The sequence below is a fragment of the Clostridium nigeriense genome, assembly GCF_050585245.1.
Lineage (GTDB): Bacteria > Bacillota > Clostridia > Clostridiales > Clostridiaceae > Clostridium > Clostridium nigeriense_A.
Window position 1 is genome coordinate 312,166 of the sequence record NZ_JBNOOF010000003.1, and the last position, 12,944, is coordinate 325,109.

Consider the following 12,944-nt stretch of genomic DNA (forward strand, 5'->3'; position numbering starts at 1 on the left):
CAAATGATATCATATAAGCAAAGAAGTAAAGGAAGTTTTGAAATAAAAAATATAGATAAGAATAAGATTAAACTTTACATAATATTAGTAATTTTGGTAATAATATGTGTTATCAGTTTATTTGCTTCCCAAATAGCACCGAATGATCCATATGCTATAAATTTATTAAATACATTACAATCTCCAAGTAGAGAATTTCCATTAGGAACAGATTCTTTAGGAAGATGCATACTATCTAGAATAATATATGGAGGAAGTAGAACAATATTTTCGGCTTTAATTGTAGTTATTATTACTTTTTTATTTGGAACAATTGTTGGGGTTAAAAGCGGATATATTGGGGGAAAAGTTGATAGATTTATTATGAGAATAGTAGATGTATTTTTAGCCTTTCCTGGATTAGTATTAGCTATTGCAGTAGCAGGTATACTTGGAGGGGGAATGTTAAATGCAATGATAGCAATTGGAGCTATTGGCTGGACAAAGTATGCAAGAATAACTAGAAGTAAGGTATTAGAATTGAAGGAAGAAACTTTTATTAAGGCAAGTAGAATCAGTGGGCATGGTTCGATTTATATAATGTTTAAACATATTATTCCCAATATATTATCATATCTCATAGTTACAGCATCTTTAGATATTGGAACTGTTGTTATGGAAATGTCCTCTCTTTCATTTTTAGGTTTAAGTTCACCATTACCAACTCCAGAATGGGGAGCTATGATAAGTGAAGGAAAAAGTTTTATTCAATTTGCACCGTGGACTATGTTAGCTCCTGGAATGGCAATATTAATAGTAGTTATTTTGTTTAATCTATTAGGAGATGTAACAAGAGATTTATTAGATTCAAAGTAAAATATTATAAGTAGGTGGAAAGAATTAAGAAGATAAAGATAGTTTTAATATATATACTTTTACTTGCAACACAATTAATTGGATGTAGTAGTTTAAGTGAAGAAGTACAATGGGATAGTAAAGAACAATTGGTATTTGGAACAACATTAAGTACAAAGGTATTGGATCCTGCCAATGGATATTGTGGTTGGTTTCTTGTAAGATATGGTGTTGCTGAAACTTTATTTAAATTAGATGAGAATATGGAAGTTATACCATGGCTTGCAGAGAATTATGAGAAAATTGATAATAAAACATGGAAAATAGAGATTAAGGATAATATAACTTTTCAAAATGGTAAGGAGTTAAATTCAGAAGCTGTAAAAGCTTCAATAGAAAGAACATTAGAATTAAATTCTAGAGCAAAAGCAACATTAAAAATTGAAAATATAAGTACGGAAGAAAATAATATAATAATAACTACAACTGAAGAAAATCCTACTTTAATAAATGATTTGTGTGATCCATTTGTATCTATAATTGATGTATATTCAAATGAAGATATAGATACAAATCCAATAGGTACAGGACCCTTTATGGTAGAAGAGTTTAATCACAGTGGCTCAAGTTATTTTAAGAAAAATGATAATTATTGGGATGGGGAAGTTAAACTAGATAGTATTAAGGTTATTCCAATAGCTGATGCTGATACTTTAGCTATGGCATTGCAATCAGGTGAGATAGATGTAGCCCAAGGATTATCATATTATATGGTTAATTTATTTGAAAGTGATAGCAACTATAAGGTAAGTAGCATAGATACATCAAGAGTTATAGCTATGTACTTTAATCAAAATAACAAACACTTAGTAAATTCTAACGTAAGAAAAGCTATTAATATGCTTATAGATAAAGAGCTTTATTGTAAGTCAATATTAAAAGGGCAAGCATCTGAAAGCTTAGGAATATTTCCTAGTAACACTAACTATAGTTTAGAAAGTTCAGATATAATATTTAATAAAGAGGAAGCAATAGAAATACTAAGAAATGAAGGTTATAGTGATACAAATAATGATGGAATATTAGATAAGGATGGAGAAAACTTATCTTTAAATTTAGTAACATATTCAGCAAGAGCTGAACTTCCAAGTATTGCTCAAGCAATTCAAAATGATTTAAAGAATATAGGAATAGAGGTTAATATAGAAATAAGTGATAATATTACAGATATATTAGATTCGGGAAGATTTGATTTAGCTTTATATTCCAATATAACAACTGCAACTGGAGATGCTTTAGCATATTTAAATAATACAATAAGAACTAATGGGGCATCTAATTATGGAGATTATAGCAATTCAGAGGTTGATTACTTAATTGATAAATTAAAGATTGAATTTGATAAAGAAGAGCGTGATAAGCTTGCAATAGAAATTCAAAATATAGCAATAAATGATAATGCATATAATTTTATTGCACATATGAAGATGAGCTTTGTAATGAAAAATAATGTTACTGGTATAAACCCACATCCTACAGATTACTATCAATTTAATGCAAATACAGATATTATATAGGTGAAATAATGAGTAGTATATTAAAAATTAAAAATCTACATATAAATAATAAAGGAACAGAAATAATAAAAGATATTTCATTTGATATAAAAGCAGGTGAAATATTAGGGATTGTAGGGGAAAGTGGGTCTGGAAAAAGCACTTTAATTAGAAGTTTAATCAGAGATATGGAAAATGATGAAGAAATAGTAGAGGGAGATATATTTTTTAAGGAGAAAAGCCTTTTGGATATGACTTCAAAGGAATTGAGAAAAGTAAAGGGAAATAAAATAGGAATAGTTTTTCAAAATCCAGGTTCAACATTAAATCCCATAAAAAAGATTGGAAAGCAATTTGTAGAAGTATTAAAAAGTCATATTAAGATAAGTAAAAAGGAAGCTTTAAAACGTGCAGAATTAATGTTAGAAAAAGTAAATTTAAATGATGTAAAATGTATTCTAAATAGTTATCCTTTTGAATTAAGTGGTGGTATGAACCAAAGAGTTGCAATTGCTTTAGCAATGATAATGGAACCAGAGCTTTTAGTTACAGATGAACCAACAAGTGCTTTAGATGTTACAGTACAAGCACAGGTAGTAAAGGAAATGATGAATTTAAGAGATAATTTTAATACAAGTATAATAATTGTAACTCATAGTATGGGAGTAATATCTCATATGGTAGATAAAGTTGCAGTTATGTATTCAGGTGGAATTGTAGAATATGGAGATAAAGAAAGTATTTTGAAAGATCCAAAGCATCCCTATACACAAGCTTTGATTAATGCAATTCCTAAGTTAGATGGAAAATTACCAATAGGTATTAAGGGAAGCCAACCAAATTTTAATGAAAAGGAAAAAGGATGTAGCTTTGCACCACGTTGTAATAAAGCCAATAGTAATTGTAGATATAAAACGCAAAAGTTAAAAGATATTGGTAATAATAGATGGATAGCATGTAGTTACATAGAGGAAATGGAGCTGAAAAAATGAATGAAATAATCTTGCAATGTAAAAATATAAAAAAGAAATATAAGAAAAAGAACCATTATCATATAGCAGCAAATGACATAAGTTTTGAACTTAGGAAAGGTGAATGCTTAGGAATTGTTGGAGAAAGTGGTTGTGGTAAAAGTACATTAGCAAGAATTATTATGAATTTAGAGAAAGTAGATTCAGGAGAAGTTATTTTTAATGGTAAAAATATTAGCAATATAAAGGGGAAAAAGTTAAATTTGGTTTATAAAGAAATGCAAATGGTTTTTCAAGATGCAATAGGATCACTTAACCCTAAAATGACTATTGGTGAATCCATTAAGGAATATGTTTGTAGTTTATGTTCATTAACTAAAGAGGATAAGGAAGAAAAGGTAGATAAATTATTAGAGCTAGTAGGACTGCCAATAGAATTTAAAGATAGATACCCACATGAGATAAGTGGAGGACAGTGTCAAAGGGTAGCTATAGCAAGAGCTTTATCATCACATCCTAAAGTACTAATTTGTGATGAAGTAACAAGTGCTTTAGATGCATCTGTTCAGGCTCAGGTTTTAGAGCTTTTAATAAAGATGAAAGAGGAATTTAATATTTCTTATATATTCATAACTCATGATTTAGCTTTAGTAAGTAGTTTTTGTGATAGAGTAATTGTTTTAAAGGATGGAAATATAGTAGAAGAAGGTTCTGTATATAATGTTATTAATAAACCTAAATGTGAATATACAAAATTGTTATTAAAATCAATATTATTAAAATAGAGAATATAGTATGACATGGAAAACTTCAACGATTCAATTTGTTGGAGTTTTTTATTTTTTATGATTAAAGATACGCTAAGAGATTATTATTTCTTGGTAAATTTGATAGATGTACATTAAAAAAATGATTAGAATATCTTCTTAATGAGAAAATTAAAAATTCTTTAATCAAATTTAGAAAGAATTCAAACCATATATTGTAAATGGAAAGAGACTTTGATATACTTAAGATTAAAAATGGAAAATTGTGAGAAGGATAAATTAGATAATCTTAAGAATGAAATAGAACATATTATTACTTACGATAACTAAAAAAAACAAATGAGTTATTTATATAATGAGGTGGTAGTTTATGGAAAATATTATATTTAGAAATATTGAAAGATCAGATACAGAATCTTTATGGAATATGATGAATCAATTAGATTATGAAACAAAGTTTATGTTATATGAGCCAGGCGAAAGAGGTAAAAATTTAGATAGACTTCAAGGTGCTATTGATAGTGCTGTTGATGGTAATGACTTATGCTTTTTAGCATTAGACGGAAATGAAATAGTTGGATATATTACAGCACAGGTTGGTAGGGTAAGAAGAGAAAATCACAGTGCATATATAGTTGTTGGTATAAGAGAAAAGTATCGTAATAGAGGAATTGGGACAGAATTTTTCAAAAAGTTAAATGAGTGGGCAGTGGAGAAAAAAATTGTAAGACTTGAGTTAACAGTAATTTGTAATAATAAAATAGCTTTAAATTTATATAAGAAAAATGGCTTTGAAATAGAAGGCATAAAAAGAAAATCACTGTATATTGATGGAGAATATATAGACGAATACTATATGGCTAAAATAATTGGATAATAGGAGTAAAGAAAAAAATAAAAGGAAGTGATGCTATGTCTCACAAAATACAAAGAATAAATGAATATGACGATATAAGATTTCCAAGAGAAGTATTATTAGAGCATGGAGCATTCCTTATAGATGATAAATATAAATGTTCATTTAAAATTACTAGTAAGAATACAGCAATGGTCGAGTTTGATAAGGAAATAAACATTGAGGAAGTAATTGATGAATTTAGATTTTATGCTGAGCATATAACTAAATTCTATGATATAAATAATAAACTTATAAAATCATTTCCCGATATTGATATCTTTAAGGTAAGTATTAAAGATATTCAACCATCACAGTTTTATGTAGATGAAAGTAAAGTTGAATCAGTATCATCATTTATTAAAAGTGGAGATAATATTTTTATTCCATTAACTAAAATTAATGATGAATTAGTTTCATTAGATGGTCATACAAGATTATATTTAGCTACTAAAAGAGATTATAAACAAGTATATGGATTTTATACTCAAGCAGAAGATTATATTGCAGATTTTGTTTTAGAAGCAAAAAGAAGAAATGTTTTAACTCCATATGATTTAACAATATTAACCCATGATGAATATAAAAAAAAGTGGAATAAGTTTTGTAATGACTTTTTTTAGAACTTGAACTAATAAATATAAAAACTATCTAGAGATAGAAAGAAATTTATATAAAGATAATTCTATTCTATATTAAATAAGGCTTTAAAAGGGGAGAAGTTAATATGTTGTCAGATAATATTGTTAGTGAAAGATTAATTCTTCGTAATGTAACAAAAGATGATTCTAAAGATATTTGGGAAATATGGAGTAATTCTGAAAATGAAAAATATATGGGAGATCCTGTTGAATCAATAGAAGAGGTTATAGCTATATGTAAAAAAAGAGAAAAAGATAGTGGTACTGGGTTCTTAACAGTTGCAACATTAAAAGATACTGGTGAAGTTATTGGAACTTGTTGTTTTGGTCCTACAAATAGAAAAGATGAATGGGGATTTGGATATTCAATTAAACAAGGATTCTGGGGAAAAGGTTACGCTACTGAAATTGTAAAATCAGTAATTAAATTTGGATATAGTTTAGGAATTAAGGATTTTATTTCAGATTGTGCTATAGAAAATGCTGCATCTGGGAGAGTTTTAGAAAAATGCGGAATGCATATAGATCATAAAAGTAGCTTTAAGCAACCTAAGATAAATATTATTTATGAATCACATGTTTATAAGCTACATATAGATTAATTCAAGATTTTTATTAAGAGAGGTGATATTAATTGAAAGGGTTGTATATAGAAAAAATTAAGAATATTAATCATATTAATAAATTGAAAGAAGTTATTAATGAAATAAAACCACAACTTAAGGGAGATTTAGATATAGAGAGATTCCATGATAATGGAGAAGGTGTTGATAGAACCTATAATGTTTATAAAGTTAAAATAGGTAAGTTAGAATATATTTTAAAGAAGACAGATGAAAATGAGATAGGGGTTTATGAGAATTTTCTTGATGGTAAGAATCTACCTGTTCCTAAATTTGAGGGAGGGACTTGCATTAATAAAACAAGTTGGATTTTAATTGAATATATCCCTGGAATGGATTTAAGAAGATTTAATAAAAATATGTCTTATGAATGTGCTGATAGTCTTTCACATATTTTTAATATGTATTGGCAAGAAAATCATTTTGAAGAAAATAAGTTGGATAACCGTTTTGATAGATATTTGAGAAGAATAAATAAAAGGGCAAATTGTCTTAAAAATGAATCAAAATTATATTTTGCATATAGTGTTTTTTTAGAGAGACAATTAACATGTCCACGTACTTTATGTAATGGAGACTTTCTTCAGTGCAATGCAATAAAAAATGATAGTGGAATTACTTTAATAGATTGGGGGTTTTCAGGTGTTATGCCCTATTCATTAGATATTTCACGCTTGATAGCGCATGGTTCAGAAGACTTTTTTCCATTTCCTTTTTATATGACAGATGAATATAGAAAGATTTTCTTGAGGGAATTATATAATAAGTTGTTATACAAACCTGATTATAAACAGTTTATATGGGATGTAATACTTTCATGTCTAAATGAATGTATTGAATTTATAGAAAGTGAATTGAATGATAGTACTATAGATAGAGATGAAGTCTTTAATTACTACTATAAAAATGCACATATTTTATCAGATATTATTTTGAAGGGAAAAGAGCAGTTGAATGTTTAGTAAATAATAAGGAAGAAATTATATGAAGAATTAAAAGGGGGCAGGAAAATGGAGACAATATTTACTGATAGATTAATTTTAAGGCCTTGGAGTATAAGTGATAGTAGTGATTTATATGAATATGCTCAAAGTGAATTAGTTGGTCCAAATGCTGGATGGAAACCACATAAATCAGAAGAGGAAAGTAAAGAAATAATAAATATGTTCATAAGTAATGATGATTCATATGCAATAGTTTTAAAGGAAAAAAATAAAGTAATTGGCGGGATAGGATTACATAATAGAAAACCAGATGTTTCTTTAGAGTATTTAGAACAAAGAGAAATTGGATATGTTTTAAATCCAAAGTATTGGGGAAATGGATATGTTCCAGAAGCAGTAAGAGCATTGGTTAAGTATGGATTTGAAAAAATGAACTTAGATTTAATATGGTGTGGGCATTATGATTTTAATAATAACTCTAAAAGAGTTAATGAAAAATGTGGTTTTAAATATAAGTTTACAAGAAAAGAAAGTCTAGAACGATTAGATAATATTGATGTTAATGCATTATATTACAATATTCTGAGATCTGAATATGAGAATAACTAAGTAACTAATGAGAAATCTATTATATAAGAAATTATGGTACAAATAAACTATAATTAGAATTTGAAAAGGAGATATTAAGTGAGAGTATACGAAAATAAAGAAGAATTAAAAAATGAAATTAAGAAAACGTATGAAAAATATATTTTAGAATTTGATAGTATTCCGGAAGAGTTTAAGGATAAACGATGTGAAGAAGTTGACAGAACTCCTGCTGAAAATCTTGCCTATCAAGTGGGGTGGACGACTTTAGTTTTAAAGTGGGAAAATGATGAAAGAGCAGGATTAGAAGTAAAAACGCCAACTGAAAAGTTTAAATGGAACCAGTTAGGCGAATTGTATCAATGGTTTACAGATACATATGCTCACTTATCTTTAAGGGAATTAAAAAATATGCTAGATGAAAATATTGATGATATTTATAAAATGATAGACAGCATGACTGAGGAGGAATTATTTAAACCTCATAAAAGAAAGTGGGCTGATGAAGCTACCAAAACAGCTGTATGGGAAGTATATAAATTTATTCATGTAAATACAGTTGCACCCTTTGGGACTTTTAGAACTAAGATAAGAAAATGGAAGAAATTAGAATTATAAAATTTCTTATTTAGATAAAGCTTTTTCACAATATAATTATATAACCAAGCATTAAAGAAATTGTTATTTCAAAACATAAAGATAGATATTGGTTTGGTGAAGGTAGTATTCAGGATAATAAAGAAGAAAACTTTGCAAAATATAATGAAAAAATTATTAGTTTAGAAGAGGGGATTTAATTTAAATAATCATGAACAATATTAACTTTAAAACAAGAGTGAAATTGATATCTATAATATCTTTTATTGAAAGTATATTCTTAATTTCAACAATTATATGGGGTGTAACTAAAAATATAGATAAGGGGATAGTTGGACTTATAATATATGGTTGTTTTAAAATTTTAGAAAATATTATTTGGAGATGTCCTAAATGTAAATCAAAATTACCTAAAGGAAAATCTACTGATAATATAAAGCAATGTTCATATTGTAATTATAATTTAGATTAATCAAGAAAATAAACATATAATAGAAGAGTATATTTACGAAAAAATATTAAAAGTTATATAAACATATCTAAATAATAAAGAAGGCTATTATAGAAGAGGAGAATAATGAATAGAAGAACTATTATGATTTTTCCAGAGTTTGAAAATATAAATATTATAAATGATATACGTAGGAAATATGATCCTTTAGTAGATTTAGTATCGCCACATATTACTTTAGTGTTTCCTTTTGAGAGTGATTTGAGTAATGAAGAACTTAATTTATATATAAAAGAGTGCTTAAGTGATATACACCCTTTTAAAATTGAGTTAGAAGGCTTCAGTAAACAGAAAGATAGATATGGAAATTACTTATTTTTAAATGTAGTACAAGGCATGAATATAATTAAGGAAATTCATGATACTTTATATAAAGATAAACTGAGGGAATTTGATTTAGGATATGATTATATTCCACATATGACAGTTGGAAAATTATCTTCCATTGAGTTGCTTAATAAAGCTTTTGATGATGTAAATAGATGTAATGATAAATTTAGTACTATTGTTAGAAAGATATCTGTTGAAATGATTAGTGAACATGAAGAATCAATTATTGTAATAGAGTACGAACTTAATTAACAAATTTCAAATATATGAGAATTATTCATAGTTTGTAAAGAAAATTTTTAGTTATTATGCAATGTAATATTAAGTATATAAATAAGCTTTGAAGGGGGAGATCAGTTAGATGAAGAGAGTTATTATTGGGGCAGGGAATACTTCTTATGAAGGATGGATTGCAACGCAAGAAAATGAATTAAATCTATTAAATATTAATGATTATTATAAGTTATTTGAAAAAGAAGAATCTGTTGATGCATTTTTAGCTGAACATGTATTTGAGCATTTAAATTATGAAGAAGGAATAGAAGCAGGAAAAAATTTATATAAATTTTTAAAACCTGGTGGATATATTAGAGTAGCTGTTCCAGATGTTAATTATAAAAATGAATGGTACTATAATATGTGCAAACCAGGGGGACCAGGGAGTATAGATCATCCAGCATATACTCATAAAGTTTTCTACGACTATAAAACCTTAATAGAAGTTTTTGAAAAAGCAGGTTTTAAAGTAGATTTACTTGAATATTGTGACGAAAATGGAAGATTTCATTTTAATTATTGGAATACCGAAGAAGGTATAATTGGGAGGTCACTAAGATTTGATACTAGAAATAATGATGGTAAATTAGGCATGGTATCAATTATTATCGATGCTTATAAGGAATAGATGATTATATTGTTAAAAATATTGGGGGAATAGTATGAATCATATAGGAACAAAACTTATTGAAACAAATAGATTAATTTTAAGGAAATTTGAAATAACTGACTCTGAAAATATGTTTAAAAATTGGGGAAGCGACTCTAAGGTAACTAAATATTTATCTTGGCAAACACATAAAGACATTAAGGATTCAGAAGATATTATTAATTTATGGATATCAGATTATAAAGACAGTAGTGTTTATAACTGGGTAATTGAGTTAAAAGAGATTAATGAAGTAATTGGAAGTATATCACTTGTTAAATTAGATAATGTTAATAAATCTTGTGAAATAGGTTATTCTATTGGAAGCAAATATTGGAATAGAGGCATTACAACTGAGGCATTTCAAAATGTAATAAATTTTCTGTTTAAAGGAGTTGGAATAAATAGAATTTGTGCAAAACACAATATAGATAATATAGCCTCTGGAGAAGTAATGAAAAAGTGCAAAATGATCTATGAGGGGACATTGAGAGAGGTCCAATTTAGAAATGATAGATTTAGCAGTTTAGCAGTTTACTCAATTTTAAGAAGTGAGTGGCTGAATACTATTTAAGTATATTATGTTTTTTTGTAGATATTCTATGGAGAAGGTATTCATGAAGTAAATTTATAAATAATATTGTAAGTGAAAATATAGTAGGGGTATAAGATGTATTATATTATAAATGAGAAAGTAGATGTTTGTTCTTTATCAGATTTACGTCAATCAGTTGGTTGGAATAGAATGGAGAATGAATTGAAAAATCCAAAATTACAAGATTTTATTACAATTGCTTGTTATGAAAACTTGAAGTTAATTGGATATGTATCAGTGGTAAGTAATGGTGTGTTAGATGCATATATACAAGATCTAATGGTTAGACCTGACTATCAAAATAAAGGTATAGGAACAGAACTAATGAACAAAACTATTAGCTATATAAAAAAGAAAGAAATTTATATGATTTCTGTAATTTATGGAGGAGAAGAACTAAGAAGCTTTTATGAAAAGTTTGGTTTTTATACAATGCTATGCGGTCAAATTGAAACATATAAAAGTGAATAGAGATTTTTAATATTAAACTATAAAGGAGACCTAAAAATTGGTTTCCTTTTATTTTTTATTAAATATGTACTATGATTTGTTAAAAATAATCTCTATTGAACTACAAGTGAAAATATAACAGTAATTTAATTATATGGTATAATAAAATGAATAATTATTATTTAAAATATAGATAAATATGAATTTGTTAAGTATTCATTGACTTAGAAATGAAGAAAAAAATATATATAAGTGGTGATATTATGAAATTTGGAATTATAGGACCATCTGAAGATGAAATTATGCCTTTTATTGAGCAAATACAAAATAAAAAGATATATTCTATTGCAATGTTAAAATTCTATATTGGAAAATTTAATAATATAGATGTTGTAGCATTATATTGTGGAGTTTGTAAAGTTAATGCTGCAATTGCAACTCAGATATTAATAGATAAATTTAATGTAACTCATATTATCGTAACTGGAGTAGCAGGGGCAATTGATAATACATTAAGAATTGGTGATACAGTTATTTCAACAGAAGTATCATATCATGATGTTGCAGATGGAATATTAACAGAATATCACCCGTGGATGGAAAGTATATACTTCAAATGTGATAGTAACCTTATTGAATTAAGTAGACAAGTAGTAGAAGAAAATATATTTTCTCAAAAAGTGTATTTCGGAAAAATAGTAACTGGTGAAGCCTTTATAAGTGAAAATGGAAGAAAAGAAATAATTGAGAAGTATAGTCCTTTATGTGTAGATATGGAAACAGCAAGTGTTGCTCATGTATGTTATGTAAATGAGATTCCGTTTATTGCTATAAGATCTATAAGTGATACAGAAGAGGAATTTGGTGTAGAAACATTTGAAGTTAATTGTGTATCAGCATCATATAATTCTATTAAAATTTTGGAGAAATTATTAATGGCTATTAAAGAAAAGTAATATTACTTTAATTAATATAAATGTGCGGTAGTTCATTATTATAATTGTGTAGAAGTGAGAATTTTTATGGAGGTATCTATGGTAAATATATTATTAAGTAAATATAGCTTTAATGAAGATTGGGCTAAAAATGAACTCAAAAGATATATAAATAGTGATGATAAAGTAGTTATTATTCCATTTGCATTTAATGAAAAATTTATAAGTAACAATATAGAATGGCAGAATGCATACAATAGTGACTACGGGAAGTATTACAGAGAAATAGTAACTCCATTTATGGATTTTGGTATTAAGGAAAATAATATTAAATGGATTAATTACTTTGAGGATTCTAATGAAGAAATAAAAAAGATTATAGAAAATAGTAAAATTGTATTCTTAACAGGGGGGCTACCTGATAGGGCTGTTAACCGAGTTATGGAGAAAAAGTTACTAAATTATATAGATGATAGCAAAATAATTATTGGTGCAAGTGCTGGAGCATTAATGCAACTTAAAAATTATTATATATCACCAGATAAAGATTATTCGGAATTTTTACATTTGAATGGTCTTGGGATGATAGATAAAGATTTATATATTGAAGTTCATTATGAAGGTACTGAAATACAAAATGATTGTATAAAAAGAATTTTAAAAGAAAAAGATGATACAGTTTATGCAATAAAAGATAATGGAGGAATAATTATTGATGGTAATTATTTTTTAATAATTGGAGATGTTATTGCTTTTAATAATTTAAAAATATAAGTTTATTG

17 protein-coding genes are annotated in these 12,944 nt (G+C 26.8%); all 17 read left to right on the top strand.

Going from position 1 to position 12,944, the window contains the following annotated elements; all coding sequences use genetic code 11:
* Window positions 1–3 precede the first annotated feature (3 nt).
* The 17 genes from nikC (at window position 4) to ACQPUY_RS07630 (ending at window position 12,936) form a co-directional block, all read left to right on the top strand.
* Window positions 4–855: a nickel transporter permease gene (gene nikC, locus ACQPUY_RS07550; protein WP_430840530.1), complete on the top strand. Its 852-nt coding sequence runs from the start codon at window positions 4–6 to the stop codon at window positions 853–855.
* 14 nt (window positions 856–869) lie between these two features.
* Window positions 870–2,411 carry an ABC transporter substrate-binding protein gene (locus ACQPUY_RS07555; protein ID WP_430840531.1) on the top strand — a complete coding sequence of 514 codons (1,542 nt, stop codon included), beginning with the start codon at window positions 870–872 and terminating at the stop codon, window positions 2,409–2,411.
* Between the two features lie 8 nt (window positions 2,412–2,419).
* A complete protein-coding gene (locus tag ACQPUY_RS07560; RefSeq protein ID WP_430840532.1) occupies window positions 2,420–3,382 on the top strand; it encodes an ABC transporter ATP-binding protein in 963 nt (320 codons plus the stop codon).
* Window positions 3,379–4,146, top strand: coding sequence for an ABC transporter ATP-binding protein (locus ACQPUY_RS07565; RefSeq protein ID WP_430840533.1), 768 nt, complete (start codon window positions 3,379–3,381; stop codon window positions 4,144–4,146). Before ACQPUY_RS07560 ends, ACQPUY_RS07565 begins: the two co-directional genes overlap by 4 nt.
* Window positions 4,147–4,498: 352 nt before the next feature.
* A complete protein-coding gene (locus ACQPUY_RS07570; RefSeq protein WP_430840534.1) occupies window positions 4,499–5,005 on the top strand; it encodes a GNAT family N-acetyltransferase in 507 nt (168 codons plus the stop codon).
* A 35-nt stretch (window positions 5,006–5,040) separates the two neighbouring features.
* Window positions 5,041–5,646, top strand: coding sequence for a hypothetical protein (locus ACQPUY_RS07575; RefSeq protein ID WP_430840535.1), 606 nt, complete (start codon window positions 5,041–5,043; stop codon window positions 5,644–5,646).
* A gap of 104 nt (window positions 5,647–5,750) precedes the next feature.
* A complete protein-coding gene (locus ACQPUY_RS07580; protein ID WP_430840536.1) occupies window positions 5,751–6,266 on the top strand; it encodes a GNAT family N-acetyltransferase in 516 nt (171 codons plus the stop codon).
* Window positions 6,267–6,298: 32 nt separating this feature from the next.
* Entirely contained in the window at window positions 6,299–7,249 is a 951-nt protein-coding gene (locus ACQPUY_RS07585) for a phosphotransferase (RefSeq protein ID WP_430840537.1), read from the top strand.
* Window positions 7,250–7,297: 48 nt separating this feature from the next.
* Window positions 7,298–7,840: a GNAT family N-acetyltransferase gene (locus ACQPUY_RS07590; RefSeq protein ID WP_430840538.1), complete on the top strand. Its 543-nt coding sequence runs from the start codon at window positions 7,298–7,300 to the stop codon at window positions 7,838–7,840.
* A 78-nt stretch (window positions 7,841–7,918) separates the two neighbouring features.
* Window positions 7,919–8,437 carry a ClbS/DfsB family four-helix bundle protein gene (locus ACQPUY_RS07595; protein ID WP_430840539.1) on the top strand — a complete coding sequence of 173 codons (519 nt, stop codon included), beginning with the start codon at window positions 7,919–7,921 and terminating at the stop codon, window positions 8,435–8,437.
* 190 nt (window positions 8,438–8,627) lie between these two features.
* Complete coding sequence (locus ACQPUY_RS07600; RefSeq protein WP_430840540.1) at window positions 8,628–8,888, top strand: hypothetical protein; 261 nt, start codon at window positions 8,628–8,630, stop codon at window positions 8,886–8,888.
* A gap of 105 nt (window positions 8,889–8,993) precedes the next feature.
* Window positions 8,994–9,509 (top strand): 2'-5' RNA ligase family protein, encoded by a 516-nt coding sequence (locus tag ACQPUY_RS07605; protein WP_430840541.1) that lies wholly within the window; start codon window positions 8,994–8,996, stop codon window positions 9,507–9,509.
* A 109-nt stretch (window positions 9,510–9,618) separates the two neighbouring features.
* Window positions 9,619–10,161: a class I SAM-dependent methyltransferase gene (locus ACQPUY_RS07610; protein ID WP_430840542.1), complete on the top strand. Its 543-nt coding sequence runs from the start codon at window positions 9,619–9,621 to the stop codon at window positions 10,159–10,161.
* 34 nt (window positions 10,162–10,195) lie between these two features.
* The gene (locus tag ACQPUY_RS07615) at window positions 10,196–10,756 is read left to right on the top strand and encodes a GNAT family N-acetyltransferase (protein WP_430840543.1); all 561 of its coding nucleotides are present in this window, start codon (window positions 10,196–10,198) and stop codon (window positions 10,754–10,756) included.
* Between the two features lie 96 nt (window positions 10,757–10,852).
* Window positions 10,853–11,248 (top strand): GNAT family N-acetyltransferase, encoded by a 396-nt coding sequence (locus tag ACQPUY_RS07620; RefSeq protein ID WP_430840544.1) that lies wholly within the window; start codon window positions 10,853–10,855, stop codon window positions 11,246–11,248.
* 209 nt (window positions 11,249–11,457) lie between these two features.
* Window positions 11,458–12,183 carry a 5'-methylthioadenosine/adenosylhomocysteine nucleosidase gene (locus ACQPUY_RS07625; RefSeq protein WP_430840545.1) on the top strand — a complete coding sequence of 242 codons (726 nt, stop codon included), beginning with the start codon at window positions 11,458–11,460 and terminating at the stop codon, window positions 12,181–12,183.
* Window positions 12,184–12,261: 78 nt separating this feature from the next.
* Entirely contained in the window at window positions 12,262–12,936 is a 675-nt protein-coding gene (locus ACQPUY_RS07630; RefSeq protein ID WP_430840546.1) for a Type 1 glutamine amidotransferase-like domain-containing protein, read from the top strand.
* Window positions 12,937–12,944 lie beyond the last annotated feature (8 nt).